Annotated in this window: 26 protein-coding genes; 17 read left to right on the top strand and 9 right to left on the bottom strand. The window is 71.4% G+C overall.

The features are described from left to right. The first annotated feature begins 50 nt into the window (after positions 1–50). Genes FLX08_RS29925 through FLX08_RS29910 form a run of 4 tightly spaced genes read left to right on the top strand, consistent with a single transcriptional unit; the run spans position 51 to position 2,776 of the window. Complete coding sequence (locus FLX08_RS29925; RefSeq protein WP_142623610.1) at positions 51–839, top strand: YbaB/EbfC family nucleoid-associated protein; 789 nt, start codon at positions 51–53, stop codon at positions 837–839. Positions 840–879: 40 nt separating this feature from the next. Next, on the top strand, positions 880–1,554 hold the full coding sequence (locus tag FLX08_RS29920) for an HAD family hydrolase (RefSeq protein WP_142623609.1): 675 nt from the start codon (positions 880–882) through the stop codon (positions 1,552–1,554). A gap of 38 nt (positions 1,555–1,592) precedes the next feature. Next, positions 1,593–2,099: a DUF6912 family protein gene (locus tag FLX08_RS29915; RefSeq protein ID WP_142623608.1), complete on the top strand. Its 507-nt coding sequence runs from the start codon at positions 1,593–1,595 to the stop codon at positions 2,097–2,099. Positions 2,100–2,143: 44 nt separating this feature from the next. After that, positions 2,144–2,776 (top strand): HAD family hydrolase, encoded by a 633-nt coding sequence (locus FLX08_RS29910; protein WP_142623607.1) that lies wholly within the window; start codon positions 2,144–2,146, stop codon positions 2,774–2,776. Here FLX08_RS29910 and FLX08_RS29905 read toward each other — a convergent pair whose 3' ends face one another. After that, the gene (locus FLX08_RS29905) at positions 2,777–3,121 is read right to left on the bottom strand and encodes a hypothetical protein (RefSeq protein WP_142623606.1); all 345 of its coding nucleotides are present in this window, start codon (positions 3,119–3,121) and stop codon (positions 2,777–2,779) included. It abuts the gene before it with no gap. 388 nt (positions 3,122–3,509) lie between these two features. On the opposite strand from FLX08_RS29905, the gene FLX08_RS29900 reads away from it, so the two are divergent. Together FLX08_RS29900 and FLX08_RS29895 are read left to right on the top strand one after the other, a co-directional pair. Next, on the top strand, positions 3,510–4,229 hold the full coding sequence (locus tag FLX08_RS29900; RefSeq protein ID WP_142623642.1) for an HAD family hydrolase: 720 nt from the start codon (positions 3,510–3,512) through the stop codon (positions 4,227–4,229). A gap of 311 nt (positions 4,230–4,540) precedes the next feature. Next, complete coding sequence (locus tag FLX08_RS29895; RefSeq protein ID WP_208761747.1) at positions 4,541–6,031, top strand: SMP-30/gluconolactonase/LRE family protein; 1,491 nt, start codon at positions 4,541–4,543, stop codon at positions 6,029–6,031. 24 nt (positions 6,032–6,055) lie between these two features. Here the strand turns inward: FLX08_RS29895 and FLX08_RS29890 are convergent, their stop codons facing one another. Next, positions 6,056–7,603: a penicillin-binding transpeptidase domain-containing protein gene (locus FLX08_RS29890; RefSeq protein ID WP_142623605.1), complete on the bottom strand. Its 1,548-nt coding sequence runs from the start codon at positions 7,601–7,603 to the stop codon at positions 6,056–6,058. A 108-nt stretch (positions 7,604–7,711) separates the two neighbouring features. On the opposite strand from FLX08_RS29890, the gene FLX08_RS29885 reads away from it, so the two are divergent. From FLX08_RS29885 to FLX08_RS29875, 3 genes are all read left to right on the top strand, one after another. Then, a complete protein-coding gene (locus tag FLX08_RS29885) occupies positions 7,712–8,659 on the top strand; it encodes a LysR family transcriptional regulator (RefSeq protein ID WP_142623604.1) in 948 nt (315 codons plus the stop codon). Then, positions 8,656–9,603, top strand: coding sequence for a serine hydrolase (locus tag FLX08_RS29880; RefSeq protein ID WP_341874357.1), 948 nt, complete (start codon positions 8,656–8,658; stop codon positions 9,601–9,603). The genes FLX08_RS29885 and FLX08_RS29880 overlap by 4 nt, the downstream gene beginning before the upstream one ends. Positions 9,604–9,665: 62 nt before the next feature. Further along, positions 9,666–11,591 carry an acetoacetate--CoA ligase gene (locus tag FLX08_RS29875; protein WP_142623639.1) on the top strand — a complete coding sequence of 642 codons (1,926 nt, stop codon included), beginning with the start codon at positions 9,666–9,668 and terminating at the stop codon, positions 11,589–11,591. 28 nt (positions 11,592–11,619) lie between these two features. Here FLX08_RS29875 and FLX08_RS29870 read toward each other — a convergent pair whose 3' ends face one another. After that, the gene (locus FLX08_RS29870) at positions 11,620–12,120 is read right to left on the bottom strand and encodes a winged helix-turn-helix transcriptional regulator (protein ID WP_142623603.1); all 501 of its coding nucleotides are present in this window, start codon (positions 12,118–12,120) and stop codon (positions 11,620–11,622) included. Between the two features lie 98 nt (positions 12,121–12,218). Between FLX08_RS29870 and FLX08_RS29865 the strand changes: the two genes are divergently transcribed. The 3 genes from FLX08_RS29865 to FLX08_RS29855 are packed head-to-tail and all read left to right on the top strand — an operon-like array spanning position 12,219 to position 16,927. Continuing rightward, the gene (locus tag FLX08_RS29865) at positions 12,219–12,863 is read left to right on the top strand and encodes a dihydrofolate reductase family protein (RefSeq protein ID WP_142623602.1); all 645 of its coding nucleotides are present in this window, start codon (positions 12,219–12,221) and stop codon (positions 12,861–12,863) included. Between the two features lie 19 nt (positions 12,864–12,882). Continuing rightward, on the top strand, positions 12,883–13,674 hold the full coding sequence (locus FLX08_RS29860) for an alpha/beta fold hydrolase (protein ID WP_142623601.1): 792 nt from the start codon (positions 12,883–12,885) through the stop codon (positions 13,672–13,674). A gap of 34 nt (positions 13,675–13,708) precedes the next feature. After that, complete coding sequence (locus tag FLX08_RS29855) at positions 13,709–16,927, top strand: ATP-binding protein (protein WP_142623600.1); 3,219 nt, start codon at positions 13,709–13,711, stop codon at positions 16,925–16,927. A gap of 1 nt (position 16,928) precedes the next feature. Here FLX08_RS29855 and FLX08_RS29850 read toward each other — a convergent pair whose 3' ends face one another. Both FLX08_RS29850 and FLX08_RS29845 read right to left on the bottom strand, forming a co-directional pair. Then, on the bottom strand, positions 16,929–17,774 hold the full coding sequence (locus FLX08_RS29850) for an ABC transporter permease (RefSeq protein ID WP_142623599.1): 846 nt from the start codon (positions 17,772–17,774) through the stop codon (positions 16,929–16,931). Beyond that, positions 17,771–18,814: an ATP-binding cassette domain-containing protein gene (locus FLX08_RS29845; RefSeq protein ID WP_244312989.1), complete on the bottom strand. Its 1,044-nt coding sequence runs from the start codon at positions 18,812–18,814 to the stop codon at positions 17,771–17,773. Before FLX08_RS29845 ends, FLX08_RS29850 begins: the two co-directional genes overlap by 4 nt. Positions 18,815–18,977: 163 nt before the next feature. On the opposite strand from FLX08_RS29845, the gene FLX08_RS43510 reads away from it, so the two are divergent. Then, a complete protein-coding gene (locus FLX08_RS43510; RefSeq protein ID WP_425280651.1) occupies positions 18,978–19,670 on the top strand; it encodes a response regulator in 693 nt (230 codons plus the stop codon). A gap of 2 nt (positions 19,671–19,672) precedes the next feature. Continuing rightward, positions 19,673–19,807 carry a response regulator transcription factor gene (locus FLX08_RS43505; protein WP_425280650.1) on the top strand — a complete coding sequence of 45 codons (135 nt, stop codon included), beginning with the start codon at positions 19,673–19,675 and terminating at the stop codon, positions 19,805–19,807. 4 nt (positions 19,808–19,811) lie between these two features. On the opposite strand, the gene FLX08_RS29830 is transcribed toward FLX08_RS43505, so the two are convergent. After that, entirely contained in the window at positions 19,812–20,447 is a 636-nt protein-coding gene (locus FLX08_RS29830; RefSeq protein ID WP_244312999.1) for a DUF4328 domain-containing protein, read from the bottom strand. Positions 20,448–20,723: 276 nt separating this feature from the next. On the opposite strand from FLX08_RS29830, the gene FLX08_RS29825 reads away from it, so the two are divergent. Both FLX08_RS29825 and FLX08_RS29820 read left to right on the top strand, forming a co-directional pair. Then, the gene (locus FLX08_RS29825) at positions 20,724–21,299 is read left to right on the top strand and encodes a GNAT family N-acetyltransferase (RefSeq protein ID WP_142623597.1); all 576 of its coding nucleotides are present in this window, start codon (positions 20,724–20,726) and stop codon (positions 21,297–21,299) included. 18 nt (positions 21,300–21,317) lie between these two features. Beyond that, positions 21,318–22,109, top strand: a complete 792-nt coding sequence (locus FLX08_RS29820; protein WP_142623596.1) for an alpha/beta fold hydrolase — start codon at positions 21,318–21,320, stop codon at positions 22,107–22,109. Here FLX08_RS29820 and FLX08_RS29815 read toward each other — a convergent pair. Continuing rightward, positions 22,106–22,630 carry a GNAT family N-acetyltransferase gene (locus FLX08_RS29815; RefSeq protein WP_142623595.1) on the bottom strand — a complete coding sequence of 175 codons (525 nt, stop codon included), beginning with the start codon at positions 22,628–22,630 and terminating at the stop codon, positions 22,106–22,108. The two genes, FLX08_RS29820 and FLX08_RS29815, sit on opposite strands and share 4 nt — an antisense overlap. A 45-nt stretch (positions 22,631–22,675) precedes the next feature. Beyond that, positions 22,676–23,536, bottom strand: a complete 861-nt coding sequence (locus tag FLX08_RS29810; protein WP_142623594.1) for a helix-turn-helix domain-containing protein — start codon at positions 23,534–23,536, stop codon at positions 22,676–22,678. 138 nt (positions 23,537–23,674) lie between these two features. Here FLX08_RS29810 and FLX08_RS29805 point away from each other — a divergent pair, with 138 nt between their 5' ends. Then, positions 23,675–24,430, top strand: a complete 756-nt coding sequence (locus FLX08_RS29805; protein ID WP_167530620.1) for an SDR family NAD(P)-dependent oxidoreductase — start codon at positions 23,675–23,677, stop codon at positions 24,428–24,430. Positions 24,431–24,548: 118 nt separating this feature from the next. Here FLX08_RS29805 and FLX08_RS29800 read toward each other — a convergent pair whose 3' ends face one another. Then, positions 24,549–24,830 (bottom strand): iron-sulfur cluster assembly accessory protein, encoded by a 282-nt coding sequence (locus tag FLX08_RS29800; RefSeq protein ID WP_142623592.1) that lies wholly within the window; start codon positions 24,828–24,830, stop codon positions 24,549–24,551. Positions 24,831–24,931 lie beyond the last annotated feature (101 nt).

The following is a 24,931-nucleotide window of genomic DNA, read 5'->3' as shown; positions in this document are numbered from 1 at the left end:
GAATTGCACAGTAAAAGCCTTTTGTTCTCTTTGTGGAGGAATGCTTGTCCTTGTCGTTTCCGGGTGGCAGCGATCTGGAGCTGCTGGAACAGATGATTCGCCAGGCCGAGGACGTCATGCGCGGCCTCGCGGACGTACAGGCCCAGATCCGGCGGGTCACCGGCGAAGGGGAAGGCGCCGACGGCCAGGTGCGGGCCAGGGCCGACGGCCGGGGACAGGTGACGGCGATCACCCTGGATCCCCGGGTCATGCGGCTCGACGCGGCCGCCTTGAGCGTGGAGGTGACGAGGGCGGTCAGGACCGCCCAGGACGCCGCGAAGGAGCGTACGGACGAGCTCGTCGCCGCCGCCCAGACCAGGGCGACCGCGCTGGCCGCCCCGCTCGACGAGACGTTCGTGCGGTATCGGTTCGACCAGCTCGCGCAGGAGCTGGACGCGGGAGCGGACGCCGTCGCCCCGGACCGGCGCGAAACCGGCGACCTGGAGCAGGACGCGCGGCGGGCCGAGCGGATCGAGACATGGCTGGCGGACGGGGAGCGCGAGATCGAGGCCGTCACCGGCCGCGGCCGCGCGGCGGACGGCCGGATCCAGGCCCTCACGACGGCGTACGGCCTCGTGCGGGAGGTCGTCATCGAGCCTCGCGCCATGCGCCTGCCCAGCCGGACGCTGGCCGAGGAGCTCCTGCTGGCCCTGCGCCGGGCGCAGGAGGACGCGGAACGGCAGTGCCGTCAGCTGGTGAACGACACGCTGCGGGAGCTGGCGCCCGGCGAGTCGTTCGGCCCGGACGCCGTCGACGAGTGGTTCGGCGGGTTGCTCAAGCCGTTCGAGCGGCCCGGCTGACCACTCCCTATATTTGTAGGCACGTCGGGTGGGAGGCGCGGTGCTCAAGGGTGTGCTGATCGACTGGGGCGGGGTTCTGACCACGAGCCTGGCCGAGTCGATCGCGGAGTGGATCGAGGCGGACCGGATCGACCCACGGCACTATCGGGACGTGATGCGCGCGCTGGTCGCGCAGGCATACCGGGCCGGCGTCGAGCCGGGCGGGGAGAACCCGATCCACGCGCTCGAACGCGGCGAGATCCCGGTGCTGGAGTTCGAGCGCGCCCTGGCGGCCCGGCTGGTGACCCTCGACGGCGGACCGCCGGAGGCCGACGGCCTGCTGACCCGGATGTTCGCCGGGTTCCGGCCGGTGGAGGAGATGAACGAGATGCTCCGCCAGGCCCGGGCGGCCGGGCTCGGCACCTGCCTGGTGTCCAACTCCTGGGGCGACCACTATTCACGGGAGGACTGGGAGGTCCTCTTCGACGCGGTCGTCATCTCAGGTGAGGTCGGCATGCGCAAGCCCGAGGAGCGGATCTTCCGGCACGCGCTCGGCCTGCTGGGCCTCGACGCGGGGCGGTGCGTGTTCGTCGACGACATCGAGGCGAACATCGTGGCGGCCCGCGCGATCGGCCTGGTCGGCGTCCACCACAGTGATCCCGCGGAGACCATCGCCGAGATGGAGCGCCTGTTCGGCCTGCCTCTCCGCGAGCCCGGCGCCGCCGCCCGTCCATAGCTTCCGCAGCTTCAACCAGAGACCGAGTCGAGGAACGCATGCGCGTCTATCTGCCGTCCACGATTCCCGCGCTGGCGCGCATCGTCGCCGCGGGAGAGCTGGGCCCGGCCCCGCTGACCGGGTTCGCGGTCACCCCCGCGCTGATCGAGTGGTACGCCTCGGGCGACACCGAGGAGCTGGAGTATGTCGCGCTGACCGAGGCCGCCCGGGCCTCCCTGCGGATGCTGGCCGCCGACCGCGCGGACGGCGCCCGGACGGCCGCCCGGCGGGTGGTGATCGCGGCCGAGGTGCCCGACGAGACCGTGAAGACCGGGGCCGGCCTGGAGGAGCGCGCCCGGGTGCGGGTGCTGGAGCCGATCCCGATGCGGCTGGTCGCCGCCGTGCACGTGGACGACGCCGACGCCCTGCCCGACGTGGAGGCGGCCATCGCGGCGCTGCCCGCGGCCGACGGCGGGGACGACGACGCGCAGTTCGTCGTGGACGGCGCGGAGGACCACGAGCTGTTGTGGTACGCCACCCAGGAGATCCCCGACCTGCTCACCTGAGCTTCACGGATATGTCACACCCGGCGTCTAAGCTGGGGGGCAAGATGACACACATTGTTTGGGACTGGAACGGGACGCTCTTCCACGACATCGACGCCGTCGTCGGTGCGACCAACGAGCTCTTCCTGCCCTACGGCCTCGGGCCGTACGACGCGGAGGGCTTTCGTGAGGTGTACACCCGCCCCATCTGGGTGGCGTACGAGCGGATGCTCGGCCGGCCGCTCAGGGAGGGCGAATGGGAACTGCTCGACGCGGGCTTCCACGATCACTACCACCGGCTGATGGAGGCGTGCAGCCTCGCCGAGGGGGCGGTGTCGAGTCTGCATGCCTGGCAGGAGTCGGGCCGCACGCAGTCGCTGCTGTCCATGTGGGGCCACGAGCGGCTGGTCCGCAAGACCGGCGAGTTCGGCATCGACGGCCACTTCACCCGGATCGACGGCTCGCGCTCGGCGACCGGTGGTCACAAGGCCGAGCACATGGTGGATCACCTGCGCGCGCTCGGCCTCGACTCGGCGAAGGTCGTGGTCATCGGTGACAGCGTGGACGACGCCCACGCGGCCCAGCACGTCGGCGCCCGCGCCATCCTCTACACCGGTGGCATGACCAGGCGGTCGGAGCTGGAGGGCGTCGGGGTCCCGGTGGTGGACACGCTGGCCGACGCCCTCGACCTCGTCTGATCAGCGGGCCTGGCGGTCCTCCTCGAGCAGCCATCGGGGTTTGGCCCTGTGCGGCGGCCGGTAGAGCCGCTTGATCGCCACACCTCCGAAGACGAACGACGCGAAGAGGAACAGGCCCATGATCGCGTCCCAGGTCTCCTGGCCGGAGACCCACGTGTAGGCGAGCATCACGGCCCACATCGCGAGCATCGCGGCCCCGGGGAGCTGCGCGAACGGCAGGTTGCGCAGCTCCTTGGGGATGTCGGCGTCGAAGTAGCGCGCCGCCCAGGTGCTGCCGGGCCCGCTCCGGACGAACCTGACGTGGTTGACGACGGCGAGGACCGACAGCAGGGCGGTGGCGAGCACCGCCCATACCGTGCGGGTAGCCCACGGCCTCGACCGTATCCGTCACGGCACTGGCCAAGAGACTGTTCCATCCCTTCTTGCGACTTGACGGTGTTCCAAACCGGTTCGCGCACGTGGTCGTACGCGCCGCGCATGGCGGTAGAGCGGATTTCCGCCCGGTCCGTGGCGAACTTGTGGACGCTCCACATGCCACACGGCCCGAGTTCCAGCCGTGGCGGCCGCCGGGGTAACGGGCGCCGGAGGGAGCGTCGCGGCGGTTTTCGGTCGGCACCCTCGCTACCCGTCCCACCTGCGAGGGGTTATCAACAAGACGGTTGTGGATACAGCGGACACTCCGCGTGGGCCGTACGCTGAGCACGATCCACACCGCACCCCCACGGAGGCCGCGATCAACCGCCTCGTTCTCTGGAACATCGACCTGACGCTCGTCGACGTCGCCATCGTCACCCGCGACGCCTACGCGGACGCGTTCCGGATGGTGACAGGGCGACCGCTGGTGAAGCTCGCGCCGGCGCTGGGCCGCCCCGACTCGGAGATCATCTTCGAGACCCTGGCCGTCAACGGCATCGCCGTCGAGGACCACCACCTACCGCGGTTCGTCGACGCGCTGGCCGTCTGCTTCGCCGAACGGCGCGGGCGGCTGGCCAAGGACGGCCGTGCGCTGCCCGGAGCCAAGGACGCACTCAAGGCCGTGTCGCGCCTCGACGGCGTCGTACAGTCGGTGCTCACCGGCACCATCAAGAGCAACGCCGTGCACAAGCTCAAGGCGTTCGGGCTGGACAAGTGGATCGACGTCGAGGTGGGCGGCTACGGCGAGGAGGTCTATCCGAAGGCCACCCTGCTGCAGGTTTCGCAGGGGCGGGCCAAGGCCGGGTATGGCGCCGTCTTCACCGCGGGCAACACCGTCCTCATCGGCGATTCCACGCGTGACGTCCAGGCGGCGAAGATCGGTGGCGCGGCCATGATCGGCGTGGCGTCGGGCCGTTCCACCGCCGCCGAGCTGCGCGAGGCGGGCGCGGACATCGTGCTGCCCGACCTGTCCAACCCCTCCGAAGTCGTCGCGGCCGTCGCCCGCCTGACCACCCCTGCCGACCGTACGACCCACTGAACGGCCCACTGACCCCGGACTCGGCGGGGCGCCGGCCGCACCGGGGCGCGGGCTGAACGTTTCAGTGCCGCGGCGTAATTCCTTTCGGCCGCCGATCGGCTCGCCGGCCGGGCGGGCGGCCGCGTTCGCCCAGGCCGGCGCGGCCGTTCGCGTGGCGCGCGATCGGCCGCCGCACCGTCGGCCGCGTCCTACCCGGCGATCGTCGCATCGGGGGACCGATCGCTGTCGCCTGCTCGGTCGCTTAATTTCGGAACGCGCGGCCGGCTGCGCGCCGCGTGGCGTGCCGGTCGGTTCCCCCGAAAGGACTCCTGATGAGACGAAGTCTCGCCACCGTCGCGGCCGCCGGGCTGGCCGCCGCGCTGGTCGCCGGTGGAGCTGCGATGACGACGACGCCGGCCACGGCCGCCGCCGGGTGCAAGGTGACCTACACGATCGTGAACCAATGGGGTGGCGGCTTCCAGGGCGACGTGGCCATCACCAATCTCGGCGACCCTGTCGGCGGCTGGAAGCTGGAGTTCGACTTCCCGGACTCCGGTCAGAAGATCTCGTCCGGCTGGAACGCCACCTGGACGCAGTCCGGCACGCACGTGACCGCGACCAGCATGTCCTACAACGGCTCCATCGCCACCGACGCCACGGTCAGTGGCATGGGATTCACCGCGAGCCTCGCCGGCGCCAACCCCGTGCCTGCCACCTTCCGGCTCAACGGCTTCATGTGCAGCGGCCCCGTCCCCGTCAGCCCCTCACCGAGCCCGAGTCCCACGCCGAGCCCGAGTCCCACTCCTACGCCGAACCCGAGTCCCACGCCGAGCCCGAGCCCCACTCCTACGCCGAGCCCGACGCCGACCGTCACGCCCACGCCGGGCACGCCGCGCCCCGGTGTCGGACCGTGCACGCCGGGCGCGACCTACCCCAACCCGTTGCCGTCATCGTCGGTGACCGCCACCAAGATCCGGGACGGGTTCAACTTCCTGGAGGGCCCGGTCTGGGACGCCACCACCCAGACCCTGCTGCTGTCGCTTATGCGCGACGGCACGGGATCGGAAGGCGTCCAGCCCGCGGACGTGCTGCGGTTCACCGAGCCGAACACCTTCGAGACCTTCATCTCCGGCTCCGGCAGCAACGGCCTGGCCCTCACCCGGGACGGCGGCACCCTCCTGGCCGCGACGCACGACCAGCGCAGCGTCTCCTCCTTCCACCTGCCCGACCGGACCTGCGGCGTGGTCGCCTCCTCCTATCAAGACCGCGCCTTCAACTCGCCCAACGACCTCACCGTCGGCGCCGACGGCACCGTCTACTTCACCGACCCCGACTTCCAGCGCGCCAACCGGCCCGACCAGATGTCCGGCCGCACGGGCGTGTTCCGGGTCAAGAACGGTGTCGTCTCGCTCATCGACGACACCATCCGGCAGCCGAACGGCATCGTGCTCTCTCCCGACGGCAAGACGCTCTACGTCGGCGGCAACGGCACCGGCCGGATCTACACGTGGCCCGTCAACCCCGACGGCAGCGTCGGCACCCGCGCCGACTTCGCGTCCCTGAACGGCTCGGACGGCGCGACCATCGACTGCGCCGGCAACCTCTACCAGGCGTCCTTCAACGACGGCAAGGTCCACGTGTACGCGCCGTCCGGCGTTCGGCTCGGCACCATCTCCGCCGGGCAGAACACCACCAACGTCGCCTTCGGCGGCTCTGACGGCAAGACGCTGTACATCACCTCGGGCACGCCCTCCCGCGGCGGGAACAGCGGCAACTTCGGCCTCTACCGCGTCCGGCTGAACGTCCCCGGCTGGCCGTACTGAGGGTCGTCACGGTGCATTGCGGAGTCACAGTGCATTGAGGAAACGGGCCGCGACGGGGGCTGCCACCTGCGCTCCGGTGCCGCCGCCCTCGACCACGACGGCGAAGGCCAGGTCGCCCTTGTAGCCGATGAACCACGAGTGTGTGGGAGGGTTCTTGCCATCCTCGGCCGAGCCGTACTCGGCGGTGCCGGTCTTGCCGGCCGTACCGGCGGGGAAGGAGACGCCGCTCGCGGTGCCCTCGCTGACGACGGCGGGCATGAGGCGGCGCAGCGCGGACACGACCGCCGGCTCCAGCGCGCGCGGGGGCGTGCCGCCCTCAGGGACGAGCGAGGCCGGGACCAGCCGGGGTTGCCGCCAGGTGCCGGCGGCGATGGCGCCGGCGACGGCTGCCATGTTCAGCGGGCTGGCCAGGACGCGCCCCTGCCCGATGGCCGCGGACGCGAGGTCGGTGTCGTCATGCGGTGCGGGGAAGGCGGCGTCCACCGCGGGTACGCCGATTTTGATGCTGGCGCCGAAGCCGAAGTCGGCGGCCACCTTGGACAGGCGATCGGCGCCGAGGCGCCGCACCGCCATGTCGCCGAACGTCGTGTTGCACGAGTGGGCGAAGGCGTCGACGAAGCGCAGCGTGCCGTAGTCGTGGAACTCGGCGTTGTGGAACGGGAAGCCGCCGATCGTCTTCTCGGCCGGGCACTCGACGGTCTGGCCGGGTGTGACGCCACCGGCGACCAGGGCCGAGGCGGTCACGATCTTGAAAGTCGAGCCCGGCGGGTACGCGCCGAGCAGGGCGCGGTTGTAGCCGCCCGGCTTGTTGACCACGGCGAGGACCTCGCCCGTGGACGGGCGCAGTGCGACGAGCGAGGCCGGTTTGTCCACGCCCTCAAGGGCCTGGGCACCCGCCTGGTGCACCCGCAGGTCGAGGGTGGTCGGCAGCGGTTTGCCGGGCTTCGATCCGCCCTCGGCCAGCGTGGCGACCTTCGAGCCCGTACGGCTGTCGACCAGGTCGGCCCGCGCGGACGCGGTGCCGGTCAGACGGGAGTCGTACTGCTCGCGCAGCCCCTCGGCGAGCTGCTGCACGGAGCCGGGGGCGTCCGGCGTGTCGATGCGGGTGCCGTCGGCGGCGGTGATCGGCGCGCGCTCGGCGGGCACGGTGGTGAGCTTGGCCCGGACACCGTTGCCCATCCGGGGATGGATGGCCGTCGAGGTCCAGGCCACCTTCCAGGCGCGGTCGCTTTCGACCAGGCGGAGCCTCCCGTCGTACGCGATGGGCAGCGGGCCGGTCAGCCGCGCCCGGAACCGCACTGTGTCGTCCTGGACGCTCGTCACCTGGAATCGCTGCCCCGTGAGCTTGAGGTCGTCGTGGAAACGGCGGTAGGTGCTTTCGAAGCCGGCCGGCGGGTCGGCGACGAGCGTCCGCATCGTCGCGTAGTCCGAGCGTGACCAGGCCGCGAGGAAGTCCCTAGCGGTCTCCTCGGGCGATCCCTTCGTCCGCAGCGCCCACACCGTGACCCCCGCGGCCACCACCGGCACGAGCACCGCCGCCGTGACGTACGGCCAGCGCCTTCGCTCTCGCATGCGTCCCCCTTCGGATCGAGTGCAGGCCAAGAGCAGCAGATCGGCCGGGAGGATGTCCAATATGGATATCAACGTGCTTCATGTGCGGTTCGGATATGCTCCCAGCTCGTGGACTTGGTCCGGCATCTCGGCTACTTCCTGGTTGTGACGGAAGAGCTGCATTTCGGGAACGCGGCCGCGCGGCTGGGGATGGCCCAGCCGCCGCTGAGCCAGCGCATCAAGCGGCTGGAGGAGGAGCTGGGCGTGCGCCTGTTCGAGCGGTCGAGCCGGCGGGTGGCGCTGACGGAGGCGGGTCGGCTGCTGGTGCCCGAGGCCCGCGAGATCGTGGCCAGGGTCGAGCGGATGCGCGACCTCATGTCCGACCTCGCGCGCGGCGACACGGCGGTGGTGCGCGCGGGCGTCCCCGCGGACCTGGGCGCCGCCGTGCTCGCCGCGCTCATCGCGGGGTTTCGCGAGCGCCGTCCCGGCGTACGGCTGTCGCTGACCGAGATGGGCACGGCCGCGCAGGTCACCGCGTTGCTGGAGGGCCGGCTCGACGTCGGGCTGCTGCGGCATCCGGTCGCCGCGAACGGGCTCGCGTACGGGCCGGTGCTCGTCCGGCATCCGGGGGTCCTGCTGGCGGAGGACGACGAGCTGACGGCGTGGGCGACCGTGCACCTCGGCGACCTGGCCGGGCGCGACCTGGTGTTGTTCTCCCGGGAGGCCGAGCCCGGCCTGTACGACGACACGCTGGCCTCGTGCCGCAGGGGCGGTTTCGTCCCCGCCGAGATCGTCTGCACCGACCGCGTGGAGTTCGCCCTCGGCCTGGTCCTGTCGGGCACGGCCGTCGCGTTCGGCGCCCCCGCAGAGGTGCCGGGTGTGGTGTGGCGGCCCCTCGCGGGCACGCCCCTGGCCTGGCGCTGCTCCCCGGCGTGGCGGGCCGAGCCGGGGCCGTACGTGCGAGACTTCACGTCCGTGGCCGTACAGGTGCTGAAAGAGAGCGCCGGCATGGTGGACGAAGGCGTGCCGCCCGCCCCGCGCGTGGCGCCGCGCCCGGCGACCGGGTTCCTCGCATGACGCGCGACATGGCACGCGGCGTGAACCCCGGCGTGAACCCCGGCGTGAACCCCGGCATGAACCCCGGCGTGAACCCCATGGAGCGGGTCTTCCGCAGCGCCGGCGTCATGGGGTGGCTGCACGCGGTCGACATCGACGACGGGCGCGAGGTGGGCCTGCGGGCCGACGAGCCCGTGGTGCTCGCGTCGGTCTTCAAAGTGGCCCTGCTGCTGGAGCTGCACCGTCAGGCCGAGCGCGGGCTGCTCGACCTCACCGAGCGCGTCCGCGTGCCGGCCGCGGACCGTACGGGCGGGGGCACCGGGCTGGCGGCGATGCTCGACGACGCGACGCTGTCGCTGCGCGACCTGGCCTACCTGATGATGGCGGTGAGCGACAACACCGCGGCCGACGTGCTGCTCGCCCGGGTGGGCAGGGAGGCGGTCAACGCGCTGCTCGACGGCCTGGGGCTGACGGTGACGCGGGTGACGCAGGACTGCCGCGAGATGCTCACCAGCCTGCGGGTGGACGCGGGCGTGGCGGACCAGTCGGCCGTGAACCAGGCGTGCGCCGACCCCGAGGTGGTGGCGCGGCTGAGCGCGCTCGACCCGGCGGTGGCCAACCGGAGCACGCCGCGCGAGATGACCCGGCTGCTGGCCATGATCTGGCGGGACGAGGCGGCGGGAGCGGCCTCGTGCGCGGCGATCCGCCGCCTCATGGCGCTGCAGGTGTGGCCGCACCGGCTGGCCTCGGGGTTCCCGTTCGACGACGTCGCGGTGAGCGGCAAGACGGGCACGCTGCCCACGCTGCGCAACGAGGTCGGGGTGGTGGAGTATCCCGACGGCGGGCGCTACGCCGTGGCCGTGTTCACCCGGTCGTACGGCACGGCGCAGAACCAGCCGCGGGCCGACGCCGCGATCGGGACCGCCGCGCGGATGGCGATCGACCAGCTCAGAACCCACATATGACAGGCCCTTTCTATGTGGGCGGGGAGGGTGACATGCGGCGCGAGCCTGGCAAAGATGGGGGCATGGTCGAGGAAGGCGCTCTGCTCTGGGAACCCACGCCCGACGTCGTACGTGCGGCCCGGATCACCCGTTACATGGAACGACTGGGCCGTACGGGGGACTACGAGGACGTCTGGAAGTGGTCGGTCGAGTCTCCGGCCGACTTCTGGACCTCCATATGGGACTACTTCGGTGTGGTCGGTACGCGTGGCGACGGGCCCGTCATCCAGGGAACGATGCCGGACGCCGAATGGTTCACGGGATCTGCCCTGAATTACGCCGAGAACGCGCTGCGCGGCCACCCCGGGCGGACGGCGGTGATTTTCCGCAACGAATCGGGCAGCCGTTGGCAGTACTCGCTCGGTGAGCTCCGCGAGGAGGTCGCCCGCGTCCGGGCGGGCCTCGTACGGCTGGGCGTCGGGCGCGGCGACCGGGTCGCCGCCTATGTCCCGAACATCCCCGAAGCCCTCATCGCCTTCCTGGCCACCGCCTCGCTCGGCGCCATCTGGTCCTCCTGCTCGCCCGACTTCGGCGCGCCCAGCGTGACCGACCGGTTCGCACAGATCGAGCCGAAGGTGCTCATCGCCGTGGACGGCTACCGCTACGGCGGCAGGGCGTACGACCGGTCGCAGGTGGTGCGTGAGATCGCCGGCAAGCTGCCGACGCTGGAGGCGACCGTCTGGATTCCCGCCCTCGCCGCGGGCGCGCCCGATGACGGCCCTCAAACCACGCTGAGCTGGGACGACCTGCGCGCCGAGACCGCGCCGCTGGAGTTCGAGAGGGTGCCGTTCGGTCATCCGCTGTGGGTGCTGTACTCGTCCGGCACCACCGGCCTACCCAAGCCCATCGTGCACGGTCACGGCGGCATCGTCCTGGAGCACCTCAAGTCGTTGTCCTTCCACCAGGACCTCGGCGAGGGGGATGTGTTCTTCTGGTACACCACCACCGGCTGGATGATGTGGAACTACCTCATCGGCGGCCTTCTGGTGGGGGCCACCGTCCTGCTGTACGACGGCAGCGCGGCCCACCCCGACACCGGCGCCCTGTGGCGGGTCGCCGCCGAGGAGGGCGTGACGTATTTCGGCACCGGCGCGCCGTACATCATGGCGTCGATGAAGGCCGGGGTGAAGCCGCAGGGGCTCGACCGGCTGCGCGGGATCGGCTCGACCGGCTCGCCGCTGCCGCCCGAGGGGTTCGCCTGGGTCTACTCGGACGTGAAGCCCGACGTGCAGCTCGGCTCGTTCTCCGGCGGCACCGACGTGTGCACCGGGTTCGTGGGCGCGGTGCCGCTGCTGCCGATCCGGGCCGGCGTGATCCCGTGCCGCTGCCTCGGCGCGTCCGTCGAGTCGTTCGACCCCGCCGGCGCCTCGATCGTGGGCGAGGTGGGGGAGCTCGTCATCACCCGGCCCATGCCGTCGATGCCGGTCATGTTCTGGAACGACCCCTCGGGCGACCGCTATCGGGAGTCGTACTTCGCCGACTATCCGGGCGTGTGGCGGCACGGCGACTGGATCAAGATCCTCCCCGACGGCGGCTGCGTCATCTACGGCCGTTCCGACTCCACCCTGAACCGCGGCGGCGTACGCATGGGCACCAGCGAGTTCTACCGGGTCGTCGAGCGCTTCCCGGAGATCGCCGACAGCCTCGTCATCGACACCGGGCAGCTCGGCCAGGAGGGCAGGCTGCTGCTGTTCGTCACCCTGGCCGAGGGCGAGTCGCTGTCCGACGAGCTGGCGTCTCGCCTGCGTACGGCCCTGCGCACCGAGCTGTCCCCCCGGCACGTGCCGGACGAGATCCACGTGGTCCCCGGCATTCCGAGGACGCTGTCGGGCAAGAAGCTGGAGGTGCCGGTGCGGAAGATCCTGCTCGGCACCCCTGTCGAGAAGGCCGCCAACCCCGACGCCATGGCCAACCCCGAGGTCCTCACCCACTTCACGCCGCAGCAGTAGAACGGCCGTCTGCGCCTATACAGGTTGCTTAGCCCGCCGACGTCGCCAGGACGCGTTCGTACGCCTCCTGGAGCATTTGGGACGCGCGCGGGCGGGCGGGGTCGGGGCGGGGGATGCCCAGGTGCGCCTCGCGCAGCTCGTCCATCAGGTCCTCCCACAGCGGTGGGCCGCCCTCCTCGAGCAGCCGTGCCCGTACGGCCAGCTCCGGCGTCGTCGGACGGTGCCGCAGTCCCCACGAGCCGAGCGCGACCATGATCGGAACCGTCTGGATGCCCGCCTCCGTCAGGCTGTAGGTGCCGCGACGGCCTCGTCCCGCGTCCTCGTGGGTCAGCAGACCGCCGGCGACGAGGGCCTTGAGGCGGCTGCTGAGGATGTTCGACGCGATCCCCTCTTCGGAGTTGGCCAGCAGGTCGCGGAAGTGCCGCCGCCCGCCGAAGACGACGTCGCGCAGGACGATGAGGCTCCACCTGTCGCCGAGCGCCTCCACCGCCGCGTTGATCGCGCACCCCGACCGCGGCTCGTCTCGCATGCCGACCTCCAAACTGATTGCACTTTGCCACTACCTAGTTTACGCTCGTTCTCAGTAGTTGCAATCCACAATCACCAGTCGACCCCAGGAGATCAGCCATGTCTCGCGTCAGGGTGCACAACTTCGCCGTCTCCCTGGACGGCTTCGCCACGGGTGAGGGGCAGACGCTCGACGAGCCGTTCGGCCACGCCGGCGAACGGCTCCACGAGTGGTTCTTCGAGACCCGGGTCTTCCGCGCCATGCAGGGGAAGACCGACGGTGCCGCGGGGGCCGACGATGCCCTGGCCCGCACCTGGAACGAGGGCGTCGGCGCGGAGATCATGGGCCGCAACAAGTTCGGGCCGCAGCGGGGCCCGTGGGAGGACCACGAGTGGACCGGATGGTGGGGCCCGAACCCGCCGTTCCACACGCCGGTCTTCGTCATGACCCACTATCCCCGGCCCTCGGTGGAGATGGAGGGGGGCACCACGTTCCACTTCGTCGACGCCACTCCCGAGGAGGTGCTGCGGCAGGCGCGCGAGGCCGCGGGCGGTCTCGACGTGCGGATCGGCGGCGGGCCGAGCACGGTCCGCCAGTTCCTGGCCGCGGACCTGGTCGACCACATGCACGTCGCCGTCGTCCCGATCGTCCTGGGCCGCGGCGAGCGCCTGTGGGACGGGCTCGAAGGGCTTGAGCAGCGCTTCGAGATCGAGTCCGTGACCACCCCGAGCGGCATCACCCACATGACCTTCACCCGCCGGTAACCGTGAAAGGCTGACGGACATGACCGAGCACATCACGTCGAAGGACGGCACGACCCTCGCGGTCGACACGATCGGGCAGGGCGCGCCGGTGGTCCTCGTCGGCGGCGCGTTCAACGACCGCTCCACCGTCGCCGGGCTCGGCGCCGAACTCGCATCGGCGTTCACGGTCGTGACGTACGACCGGCGCGGCCGGGCGGGCAGCGACGACAAGAGCGACGACTATCGGGTCGCCAACGAGGTCGACGACCTGGCGGCCGTCATCGAGCACGTCGGCGGCCGGGCCTCGGCGTTCGGCCACTCCTCGGGCGCGATCCTCGTGCTGGAGGGCGTCATGCGGGGCCTGCCGATCGACCGGGTGGCCGTCTACGAGCCGCCGTACGGCGCCGACGAGAACCAGCCGAGGCCGGCGGCCGACATCTACGACCGGCTCAAGGCCCTGGTGGCCGCCGGTGACCGCGACGGCGCGGTGGAGCTGTTCCTCCACGAGGCGGTCGGGGTGCCGACAGAGGCGATCGCCGGGATGAAGGCCGGGGAGGGGTGGGCGTTCCTGGCCGACAAGGCGCCCAGCCTGCCGTACGACGTGCTGGTCAGCGAGATCTGGCAGGTGATGCCGTACGCGCGGCTCGCCGGGATCGGCGTGCCGGTGCTGGCCGTGTACGGCGACCAGACCGCGCCGAACCTGGCGGAGGGGACGAAGGCCGTCGCGGCGACCGTGCCCGGCGCCGAACTCCGGGTGATGCCCGGCGAGGACCACGGGGTGCTGCAGCGGCCGGCGGCGCTGGCGGAGATCCTCACGAAGTTTCTCGGCTGAAATTGTCGGAGCGGGCGGCTACCGTCGAATCGGCATGCGAATCGACGGCGCGATCCCTCAGCTCATCGGCAGGGAGCATCCTGCCGCGCTGCTGCGCGCCGAGATCGCGCGGGCGGTCGGCAGTCACGGCGGCCTGACGCTGGTCGCCGGTGAGGCCGGCATCGGCAAGACCACGCTCGTCACCAGCGCGGCCGAGGAGGCCAGGCGCCTGGGCGCGCTGGTCCTCGGCGGAGCCTGCTGGGAGTCCGACAACGCCCCCGGTTACTGGCCGTGGGTGCAGGTGCTGCGGGGAATGCGGCGGTGGGCCGCGCCCGAGGAGTGGGCGGCGGCCGAAGACGCCGCGGGCGCCGGACTGGCGGCGCTGCTGGGCGAGTCGCCGAGCGCCGACGTGGCCGAGGGCTTCCGGCTGTACGACGCGGTGACGAGCGCCCTGGTGGCGGTGTCCCAGAGCCGTCCCCTGGTGGTGGTGCTCGAAGACCTCCACTGGGCGGATGCCGCGTCGCTCCGGCTGCTGGACTTCGCGGCCCAGCACACCTGGTTCGAGCGGGTGCTGCTGGTGGGCACCTACCGCGACGTGGAGGTGGAGTCGGCGGACCATCCGCTGCGGCCCCTCGTGCTGCCGCTCGTCGCGCGGGCGACCACGGTCACCCTGACCGGGCTCGAACGCGAGGAGGTCGGCGCGCTGATGACCCGCGCCGCCGGCCTGAATCCGTCCGCCGACCTCGTCGCCGAGGTGCACCGGCGCACCGGCGGCAACCCCTTCTTCGTGGAGCAGACGGCGCGGCTGTGGCGCAGCGGAGGTTCGGTCGCCACGATCGCTCCCGGCGTCCGCGACACCCTGCTGCGGCGGCTGTCTCTGCTGCCCGCGCCGGTCGTGGACCTTCTCGTCACCGCCGCGGTGCTCGGGCGTGAGTTCCACCGCCAGGTGCTGGCCGCCGTCGCCGCCGCTCCCGTTTTCCAGGTGGAACGGCTGCTCGACCAGGCGGTGGCCGCCCGGCTCGTGATCGCGAAAAACGGGGCGGCGAAAAACGGGGTGGCAGGGGGAGGGCCGGCAGGGGGTGGGTCGGCAGGGGGTAAGTCGGCAGGCGGCGGGGACGTGTTCGCGTTCCCGCACGACCTGGTCCGCCAGACGCTCTACGAGTCTCTCGACGAGAAGGCCGCGGCCCGGCGGCACGCCGCGGTGGTCGACGCCGTGGAGCGGTCGCCGGCTCTCGCGGAGCATGTGCTCCCCGCCGACGTGGCCCGGCACGCCTACCTCGCCGGTGACCACGTCGAGCCGGCCCACGCGGCCGACCGGCTGCTCGCCGCGGCCCGTGACGCCGCCGCGCGCCTGGCCACCGAGGAGGCGCTCGGGCACTATCGCCGGGCGCTCGAACTGGCCGCCGTCGCCGGTGAGCACCGCCGGCGCGTCGTGATCGCACTCGAACTCGGCCGCGAGGTCTACCACGGGAACGACCGCGACGGCGGCAGGCGTGCGTTCGAGGAGGCGGCCGCCGTCGCGCGGGAGATCGGCGAGCCCCAGCTGGTCGCGCGGGTGGCGCTGACCTTCTACGCGTCCTGCGGCGGCGACGGCGGTCCGCTGGTCGCCGATCTGCTGCGCGAGGCGCACGGCGAGCTGGTCCGGGACGGCCTGCCCCCCGGCGAGGAGCTGTCCCTCGACCACCTCGCACGAGAGCTGGCCATCCATGTGGCGCTGCTCGCCCGGCGCGGCGAGGACGACGAGGCGCTGGCCTTCAGCCTGTGGGCCTCCCACGACGCCATCTGGGGCCTGGGCACCGCACCGGAGAGGGCGGCGCTCACCGGAGAGCTGCTGACCCTGGCCCGCCGCACGGGCGACGTCGAGATGGAGAGCATCGCCGCCGCGTTGCGCTGGGTCGCCCTGCTCGAGCAGGGCGACCCCGCCTATTTCGACCAGTTCCGCGAGTTCGTCGCGCTCGGCGGCCGCGCCGACCTGCCGCGCATCGACATAGCGACGGCCAGCGACCGCAGCATCATCGCCGCGCTCACGGGCGACTTCGGTCAGGCGGAGGCGCTGCTCGACGACCTCACCCGGTTCGAGCACGGGCACGACCACTGCCTGTACATGCTGGACCACCACCGCTGGGCCGTGCGCATGCTGCAGGGCCGCGACGACGGCCTGGACGAGATCCACCGTGCGCTGCGCCGGAGCCGGCACCCCTGCCCTGGCCTGCTTGAGGGGATGACCGCGCTGCGCAGGGGAGACGGCGTGACCGCCCTGCGCCACCTGCGCGAGACCATGGCCAGGGGCGAGCCGCGACGTTCGGTGCAGCCCCTGTGGTTGCGGTTCCAGGCCATGGTGGCGGCGTGGTCGCGCGACCCGGAGTTGTGCGAGAAGGCGCGGGCCGAGCTCGATCCCTACCTCGGCACCTGGGCGGTGTCGATGTACGGCTGGGACATCGGCGGTCCGGTGGTCCTCCTGCGTGCCCTCGTCGACGCGGCGCAGGAACGCTGGGACGAGGCGATCGACGGGTTCACCGCCGCCTGGCACTCCGCCGAGCTGCTCCTCGCCCGTCCGTGGTCCGTCGAGGCGCGGGCGCATCTCGGCGAGGCGCTGCTGCGGCGGGGCCGCCCGGGCGATGCCGAGGAGGCCGGGAAGCTGCTGGACGACGTGGAGAGCGAGGCGAGCCGGCTCGGCATGCGGCACGTCCTGGAGCGCGTCCGCAGGAGCCGCACACCGCCCGGCGCCGGAGCCGAGTTCCGGCGGGACGGCGCGGTCTGGACCCTGGGGTTCGGCGGCCACACCGTCCGCCTGCCCGACGCCAAGGGCCTGCGCGACCTCCACTTCCTGCTGAGCCATCCCGGGGCCGACCTGCCCGCCGTACGGCTGCTCGACCCGGAGGGCGGGGAGCTGGTCGTCGCCGCCCGGGGGATGGGCGGCGACGCGGTGCTCGACGAGGAGGCCAAGGCGCGATATCGGCGCCGGCTCGCCCGGCTCGACGAGGAGATCGACCGGGCGGCCGAGCGGGGCGACGACGGCCGGGCGGTGGAGTTCGACAGAGAACGGGCGGCTCTGCTGGCCGAGCTGCGCTCCGCCTCCGGGCTCGGCGGGCGTGACCGCCGGCTCGGCGACGAGGCGGAGCGCGCCCGCAAGGCCGTCACCGCCCGCATCCGTGACGTGCTGCGCAAGCTCGACCGCCTGCATCCCGCGTTGGCCGCGCACCTGCGCTCGGCCGTCTCCACCGGCGCCACCTGCCGCTACCAGTCCGGCCACGAGATCACCTGGCGCCTGTGACCTACTTGCGGTTGTAGAGCCGCATGGTCAGCGCGCCGAAGATCACGACCGACAGCGCGCCGCAGACCAGCACCCAGGTGACCTCCCCGGCGTCCGGGCTGCCCGCCATCAGGGAACGCGCCGCGGTGACCAGGTGGGAGATGGGGTTGACCCCGACGAACGCCTGCAGCCAGCCCGGCATGGTCTGCGGGTCCACATAGACGTTGCTGAGGAAGGTGAGCGGGAACAGCACCATCATGCTGACGCCCATCACCGACTTCTCGCTGCGTAGCAGCAGCCCGAACATCGTCCAGATCCACGAGAACGCGAACGAGAAGGCCACCAGCAGCGCGATCGCGGCCACCACGCCGACGACCCCGCCCTGCGGGCGGAAACCCAGCACCAGGCCGACCACGAGGATGACCGTCGAGGCCATCGTGTAGCGCAACGCGTCGCCGAGCAGGTAGCCGATCATGGTCGACGGCCGCCAGATCGGCAGACTGCGGAAGCGGTCGAAGACGCCCTTCTCGATGTCCTTGTTGACCTCGACCCCGGTGTACATCGTGATCATGACGACGCTCGTCACCATGATGCCCGGCAGCAGGAACTGCAGATACTCCGTCGGCGAGCCCGCCAGCGCACCGCCGAACAGGTAGGTGAACATCAACGTCATCATGATCGGGAACGCGGTGACGTCGAACAGCTGCTCGGGCACGTGCTTGATCTTCAACATCGCCCGCCAGCCGAACGTCAGCGAGGCCGACAGGGCGCTGGGGCGCGGCGGGCGCACCCCGGGTGCCAGGACCGCGCCCAGCATGTCGGCGGCGGGGACGAAGGACGTGCCGGTCTCGGTGGTCGTGGCGCTCATGCCGCCTCCTCCTGAGCGTTCTCGCCGGTGGCCGGGTGATCCGTGAGTGCCAAGCTGTGTTCCCCAGGAGGCGCGCCTGTCAGCGCGAGGAAGGCTTCATCGAGGCTGGGCTGGCCGAGGGAGAAGTCGTCCACGACGATGCCGGACGCCGCCAGTGCCGCGAGGGCACGCGAGGCCCGCTCCGGGCCCGCGTCGGCGTCGTCCCCGGCGATGCGGGCCGTCAGGGCGACCGGATCGGCTTCCAGATGGACCTGGGTGTTCAGCTCCTTGGCCAGCACCCGCTCGGCCTCCGGCCGCTGCGCGGCGTCGCGCAGCCGCACGTGCACCGCCCCCGAGCCGACCGACGACTTGAGCTCGCCCGGCGTGCCCTCGGCGATGACCCTGCCGTGGTCGATGACCGCGATGCGCCCCGCCAGCCGGTCGGCCTCGTCCAGATACTGCGTGGTGAGCAGCACGGTCGTGCCGTGGGCGACCACGATCCTGATGATGTCCCAGACCTGGTTGCGGCTGCGCGGGTCGAGGCCGGTCGTGGGCTCGTCCAGGAACAGCAGGTCGGGCGTGTTGAGGATGCTGGCCGCGATGTCCAGCCGTCTGCGCATGCCGCCCGAGTAGTTCTTGACCTGCCGGCGGGCGGCCTCGGTCAGCCCGAACGCCTCGAGCAGCTGCATGGCCCTGTCTTTGGCGGCGGCCTTCCTGTGGCCCAGCAGCCTGCCGAGCAGGACCAGGTTCTCCACCCCGGTCATCTCCTCGTCCACCGAGGCGTACTGGCCCGTCAGGCTCACCCGGCCGCGTACGGCGTCGGCCTCGCGCAGCACGTCGTGGCCGAAGACCCTGGCCTCGCCGCCGTCCGGGCGCAGCAGGGTCGCCAGCATCTTGACCGCCGTGGTCTTCCCCGCCCCGTTGGGGCCGAGGACGCCATATACCGTGCCCGCCGGCACCGTGAGGTCGAGCCCGTCCACCGCGCGGTTGTCGCCGAATGTCTTGACCAGGCCCGATGTCTCTATCGCCAGGTCGTGCATGATCTGTCGTCTCCGTTTCATCCAAACCTTCACGAAAGAGGCGCCAGATCCGGGGCACCCGCCGCTAGATCCGATCTAGCGGCGCCGTTGCGGGCCGGCAAGAGCCGGATCCGTGACATCTGTCGTGGGCGGGTCGTGACATACGACGGAGGTCCGCATCGGGGCGGCGGCGGACGCTCGCCCTGTGAACATTCATGACCGCGCCCCCGCCCTCTCCACCACGGGGCTGCGCAAGACGTACGGCGAGACCCGCGTGGTCGACAGGATCGACCTGGTGGTGAACCGAGGGGAGGTGGTGGCCCTGCTCGGCCCCAACGGCGCGGGCGAATCCACCACCATCGACATGGTCGTCGGGCTGTTCATCCCGGTGAGCACGTTCCCCGACGCGCTCGCGACGGTGGCCAAGGTGCTGCCGAGCTACTGGCTCGCCCAGGTCGGGCACGCGGCCGCTTTGGACGGTGCCATTGGGGAGGGCGGCGGGCAGGCCGCGCTGGTCCTGACGCTGTACACGCTCGTGCTGGGCGTGGCCATGACCGCCGGGATCCGCCTGCCGCCCCGGCGGCGGATCCTGCTCGTCGCGGCGCTGTTCGTGCTCGCGGCCGTCGCGGCCATGCTGCGCGACGGCCCGCTCTGTCTGGGCCACGCCGGCGTGTTCAGCTACGTGCTCGCGGTGGCGGCCTGGCTGCTCCCGGCGCGCTGGGGCGTGCTGCTCGCGGTGGAGCCCGACATCGAGGTGATGGCCCAGGTCGGCTCGGGCGAGGAGGTCGTCGAGGCGGCCCGGCGCAGCCGGCCGGACGTGGCCCTGCTCGACGTGCAGATGCCGGGCAGGGACGGCCTGGAGGTCACGGCCGACCTGCGTGCTGCGCTCCCGTCCTGACCATGGCGGAGATAGCCCGGAGCCTGCACCTGTCAGCGGGGACCGTGCGCAACCATCTGTCGGCGGCGATCGGCAAGACCGGCGCCGGCACCCGTGCCGAGGCCGCCCTGGTAGCCGACGAACACGGCTGGCTCTGACGCCTCACATCGCGTACGAGGACGGCCAGAAGGCGACCCGGCGGTGATCGTCCTGGAAACGAGTGATCGTGAGGACGACCGCGATGGCCAGGGCGGCGGCCCCGATGGTCAGGACGTTGCCGGCGACGCTGAAAAGGGCGGCATCCCGAATGTCCGGCAACTCCTTGGAATTGGCGAACAACACGCTCAGCCCCCTCGTCACGAACGAGGTGACCCACCATGTCAGCCACCATGCCCAGACAAGACCGGAACGGCGGGCGGCCGCGAGGCTTCCGGTCTCCTGGACGGCGCCCGGCTTGGAAGACGTCCAGATGTCGTCGACGATCTGTTTCGGGAACCAGAGACTGACGATCGGCGCGAACCACCCGAAGATCAGCCAGGGTCTGGCCCGCCGGTGCGGCCACGGGCTCAGTGTCTCGGCATTCGCCCTGGCCCGGAACAGCCAGATCAGGAACATGACGGCGGTGGCGTAGTAGGCGACGGTCTCCACCAGCCCGGACATCGAATACAACCTGTCGTTGGTTTCGAGATCGCTGAGGGGCACGGAGTTCATATCGGCCAGGAACCTGTCGATGAGCACGATGCGCTGCACGTCGACGGCGAAGGCGAGCACGCGCACCACGGCGTCGACGACCAACATCACGACGGCCGCCGTCCCCAGGCCCCGTATCGGACGCAGAGGTGTGAGCGGTGGTGCGGGATACACGATGACTCCTCGAAATAGGCCGACGAGTCATCATCCAGCAGAGCTCCGAGCCCGACCGCGCGCGTATCTCACCCGGGACGATGCTGTGATCAAGCCGGGATCGGGTCATCCGGAGTACCGCCGAAGCGGACGACGGCAACACCCCGGTCGCCGACGTCCCCCGGGAAAATGGAATGACCGGAAAGCGGGTCAAGCGCGAGAATCGCCCGCGTGTCCCAGCCCATATTGCAGACGGACCGCATCACGCTTGTGCCGCTGTCGGACGACCACCTTGAGCACGAGATCGAGCTCGACGCCGATCCCGAGGTGATGCGCTACCTCACCGGCCGTGCGCGCACCCGTGAGGAGGTGGAGGCCCTCCACCGCCAGCGGCTCGCCGCCGCGCACAGCGCTGCCGGGCTCGGCTTCTGGGCCGGGTTCGTGGACGGCCGGTTCGTCGGCTGGTGGCTTCTGGAGCCGCCCGAGCGTGCCGACCAGGGCCCGGCCGACGGACAGGCCGAGCTCGGATACCGGCTCCTGCGGCGCTACTGGCGTCAGGGCCTCGGCAGCGAGGGAGCCCGCGAGCTGCTTCGTTACGCGTTCGAAGACCTCCGGCTGAACCGCGTCTTCGCCGAGACCATGGCGGTCAACGCCGCCTCCCGCGCGACGATGGCCGCGATCGGCATGCAGTACGTCCGTACGTTCCACATGGACTGGGAGGAGCCGCTCCCCGGGAGCGAGCTCGGTGAGGTCGAGTATGCGATCACCCGGGAGCAGTGGCTCGTTTCCAGAACGGCCACCGCCTGATCTGGCTAGGTTGACGGAATGGACGTGGAGATCAGCGGCATACCGGTGCATTTCGCCGAGCACGGCGACGGGATGCCCGTTCTGGCGTTGCACGGAGCGGGGGTGGACCATCGCGAGATGGTCGGCGCCTTGGAACCCGTCTTCCGCGACCGGCCCGGTTATCGGCGCGTCTACCCGGACCTGCCGGGCATGGGGCGCACGCCGGTGGCCGACCGGCTCCGCGGCTCCGACGACGTCCTCGATCTCGTGCTCGGTCTGGTCGACGCCGTTGCCGGCGATCAGCGGTTTGCGGTCGTCGGCCACTCGTTCGGCGGATATCTGGCCAGGGGGGTCGCCGCCCGGCGTCCGGCCCAGGTCGCGGGGCTGGCGCTGATCTGCCCCCTCGGCGAGGACGCGCGTGACGTGCCCGCACACGAGGTGCAGCACGCCTCGGCCGACGTGGCCGACGCGCTGAGCCCGGCCGAGCAGGCCCAGTTCCGCGACTACTTCGTGGTGCAGACGCCCGCCACCCTCGAACGGTTCCGGGAGCACGTGGCCCCGGCCCTGCCCCTTGTCGACCGGGACGGCCTCGGGCGGGTCTTCGAGCGATGGCGGCTGAGCGACACCTCCCCGTACACCGGCCCGACGCTGATCCTCGCCGGGCGCCAGGACGCCACCGTGGGGTACGCCGGCGCCTGGGAGCTGGTGGAGCGATATCCGCATGCCACGTACGCCGTCCTCGACCGGGCCGGGCACGCGCTGCCGCACGAGCAGACCGGGCTGCTGGCCGCGCTCGTCGGCGAATGGCTCGACCGAGTGACGATCTGTTAGAGATTCGGTGGGTACGGATCGCTTCGCAGCCTGCTGTACATCCAGCCGTCGCGCCACTGACCGCGGAGGAACTCCACCGCGCGTAAGACGCCCTCGAAGGTGAATCCGGCCTTCTCCAGCGACTTCTGCTCCGCGATGTTCTCCGGATGGGTGAACGCCTGGATGCGCTCGACCGGGGTGTGGGTGAACAGGTAGTCGCACAGCATCGCCTGAGCGCGCCAGCCGATGCCGTGCCCCCGCCGGTCAGGAAGCAGGGCGATCCCTATTTCCCAGAATCGGGAGAGCCCGACCCCCCGCGCCGACCAGCTCACCAGGCCCGCGGCCGTGCCGTCGGCCTCGACGATGAGCCTGCTGTCGTCCTCGCCCAGGTATCCGTCCTTGGCGTAGCGCCGCGCCGGGGCCTGAGCGTCGCGGAATCCCGCCCAGTCGAGGCCGATCAGTCCCGGTTCTGTGACGAACCGCCGGAAGATGTCGAGATCGTCCTCTTGCACCGGTCGCAGCCGTACCTCAAGCGCGCTCACCGTGCCGCCTCCTCTCGATGCTCTTCGACACTAGCCCCGAGATCATCAGCCCGTGACGGCGCGGAGGGCTCCGGGGTGGCGGCCCGTGAGGCGGTCGAGCCTGGCGGCGGTGGCGTCGTCCGCGGGGAGGTAGGCGATGAGGAGCTGGCTGTCGTCGTCGGACAGGCCGAGGGTCTCGTAGGCCAGCCGTAGTTCGCCCGCCTCGGGATGCGCCAGCCGTTCGAGACCGGTGCGCTTGGACGGGCCGGGCGCAGTCGCCAGCCGGTCGGTGAAGGGCGCGCCGACGGCCAGGGTCAGCTCGTTGACGAGGTGCTCGACGTGCGGGTCCTCCCGGGAAATCCCCGGTTTCAGCGCGGCGAGCCGCTCGCCGGCGACCCGGTCCCAGTCGGGGTACGCGGCCTTGGCCCGGAGGTCGGCGAAGACGTACCGCACCAGGTTGGGCGGCCGGTGGTCGAGCAACCCGATGGGGCCGGCAAGCAGTTCGTAGCCGTTCGTGTGGGCGAGCACGTCACCGAGCCGGTTGACGACCACCGCCGGGGCGGGTTCGAGCCGGTCGAGCAGCGCCCGGACGGTGGGGCGGACCGACTGCGCGGGCGGCCCCTGGCATGGGCCGACGAGCCGGCCGGCACCGTCGGCCGCCTTGAAATGGTGGAGCAGGTGGAGGCGGTCGTCGGACGACAGGCGCAACGCGTCGGCGAGGGCGGCGAGCACGGGCACCGAGGGGTGACGGTCCCGCCCCTGCTCAAGCCGGGTGAGATATTCGACGCTGATTCCGGCCAGCGTGGCCAGTTCGGAACGGCGAAGGCCGGGGGTGCGGCGCCGGGCGCCGCCGGGCAGCCCGACCTCGGCGGGGGTGACCGCCTCACGGCGGGACCGCAGGAACTCTCCCAGGGTGTTGTCGCTCACGCTTCGCAGGCTATCGAGCGACCTCGCCTCCGATCGTGGCCCTGCGGGGGCCAGTCTCGGCCCGGCCTCCCTCGGGTGGTCCCCGTCACCGGATCCTCGGTGCTGTTCACGGTTGTCATTGACATGAGGAGCGCCGACATGGATCTGGGACTCACCGGCCGTACGGTCGTCGTGACGGGGGCCTCCGGCGGCATCGGGCGGGAGATCGCCCGCGGGTTCGCCGCCGAAGGAGCCGACGTGGTGCTCACCTATCACCACGCGCAGGACGGCGCGGAACGGCTCGCCAAGGAGATCGGCGGGCGCTCGCTCGTCGCGCCGTACGAGATGGACGACGACGAAGCGGCCCGCGGCCTGGTCGAGAGTGTGCTCGCGTGGTCGGGCCGGATCGACGTGCTGGTCAACAACGCCGTGCACTGGGGCGCCGCCGAGCCGGATGCGGACCTCCCGTTCGACGCTGTGCCCGACGAGAGGTGGCAGAAGGTGATCCGGGCCAACGTCGAGGGGGCGCTGCGGCTCAGCCGGGCGGTCGTCCCGTCGATGCGGGAGCGCGGATGGGGCCGGATGGTGCACATCTCGTCGAGCATCGCGGTCGACGGCATGCCCGGCGGGGAGTACTACGGGGCGGCCAAGGCGGCGCTGCACGGTTTCAGCAGGTCCGCCGCGTTCGGGCTGGGGAAGGCCGGTGACATCCTGTCCAACGTCATCATGCCCGGCTTCACCAGGACCGAGACGAACGCCGAGATGGCCGAGCAGTGGGGCGGGCACTACAGCGCGCGAGCTCCGATCGGCCGCCTGCTCGACGCCGCCGAGGTCGCGAAGGCCGTCGTCTACCTGGGCTCGGCCGCCAACTCCGGCATCACCGGACAGGCGATCAAAGTGACCGGCGGGGCCTGACCCCTGTTCGCTGTGACGACCCGATGCGAGCCCGCGCTGAAGCCGTCCGCTGGTCTGTGCCTGACGACCTGCGGGCCCGCACGACATGGGCCGCGGTTACGCACCGCTAGAGGTGGTTCTACTGGCGCATGAGCATGAAGGTGTGCTGCCCCTCCGCGCCGATCTCGGCGTCGAGCGTCTTGTCGTCGAGCGCGGGTGCCACCCCCGCCTCGACGAAGACCCGGGTGTCCGCCTTCTCGATCACCTGGTCGCCGGCCTGCGGCGAGCTCACCAGAGACAGTTCGAGGGAGGCTTCCGGGCCGGGCTTCGCCGCCAGTCGCAGGCCCGCCTCATCGGGGATGTCGTCACCGGCCGTCAGATCACGAATCGCGATGACGGCGTTGTCGGTCAGCGTCAGCATTGGAATGCTCCTTCACGAATGGGGGACGGATTTTTCGAACGGCCGGAGAAAAGCCCCGGCGCCACCTGAGGTCGGGACGGCCCGACGGTGAGTGTGCGACG

The sequence above is a fragment of the Microbispora hainanensis genome (assembly GCF_006874475.1).
GTDB lineage: Bacteria > Actinomycetota > Actinomycetes > Streptosporangiales > Streptosporangiaceae > Microbispora > Microbispora hainanensis.
The sequence above is the reverse complement of the archived record's forward strand: the minus strand, read 5'-3'. Positions and strand labels throughout refer to the sequence as shown.

Bases quoted from the DNA above. Each gene is read 5' to 3' on its own strand.
- FLX08_RS29860 (WP_142623601.1), top strand. From the start codon at position 12,883: ATGACCGAGCACATCACGTCGAAGGACGGCACGACCCTCGCGGTCGAC.
- FLX08_RS29845 (WP_244312989.1), bottom strand. From the start codon at position 18,814: ATGAAACGGAGACGACAGATCATGCACGACCTGGCGATAGAGACATCG.
- FLX08_RS29875 (WP_142623639.1), top strand. From the start codon at position 9,666: ATGGTCGAGGAAGGCGCTCTGCTCTGGGAACCCACGCCCGACGTCGTA.
- FLX08_RS29820 (WP_142623596.1), top strand. From the start codon at position 21,318: ATGGACGTGGAGATCAGCGGCATACCGGTGCATTTCGCCGAGCACGGC.
- FLX08_RS29830 (WP_244312999.1), bottom strand. From the start codon at position 20,447: ATGTTGGTCGTCGACGCCGTGGTGCGCGTGCTCGCCTTCGCCGTCGAC.
- FLX08_RS29890 (WP_142623605.1), bottom strand. From the start codon at position 7,603: ATGCGAGAGCGAAGGCGCTGGCCGTACGTCACGGCGGCGGTGCTCGTG.
- FLX08_RS29805 (WP_167530620.1), top strand. From the start codon at position 23,675: ATGGATCTGGGACTCACCGGCCGTACGGTCGTCGTGACGGGGGCCTCC.
- FLX08_RS29895 (WP_208761747.1), top strand. From the start codon at position 4,541: ATGAGACGAAGTCTCGCCACCGTCGCGGCCGCCGGGCTGGCCGCCGCG.
- FLX08_RS29870 (WP_142623603.1), bottom strand. From the start codon at position 12,120: ATGCGAGACGAGCCGCGGTCGGGGTGCGCGATCAACGCGGCGGTGGAG.
- FLX08_RS29800 (WP_142623592.1), bottom strand. From the start codon at position 24,830: ATGCTGACGCTGACCGACAACGCCGTCATCGCGATTCGTGATCTGACG.
- FLX08_RS29855 (WP_142623600.1), top strand. From the start codon at position 13,709: ATGCGAATCGACGGCGCGATCCCTCAGCTCATCGGCAGGGAGCATCCT.
- FLX08_RS29865 (WP_142623602.1), top strand. From the start codon at position 12,219: ATGTCTCGCGTCAGGGTGCACAACTTCGCCGTCTCCCTGGACGGCTTC.
- FLX08_RS29880 (WP_341874357.1), top strand. From the start codon at position 8,656: ATGACGCGCGACATGGCACGCGGCGTGAACCCCGGCGTGAACCCCGGC.
- FLX08_RS29915 (WP_142623608.1), top strand. From the start codon at position 1,593: ATGCGCGTCTATCTGCCGTCCACGATTCCCGCGCTGGCGCGCATCGTC.
- FLX08_RS29850 (WP_142623599.1), bottom strand. From the start codon at position 17,774: ATGAGCGCCACGACCACCGAGACCGGCACGTCCTTCGTCCCCGCCGCC.
- FLX08_RS29910 (WP_142623607.1), top strand. From the start codon at position 2,144: ATGACACACATTGTTTGGGACTGGAACGGGACGCTCTTCCACGACATC.
- FLX08_RS43505 (WP_425280650.1), top strand. From the start codon at position 19,673: ATGGCGGAGATAGCCCGGAGCCTGCACCTGTCAGCGGGGACCGTGCGC.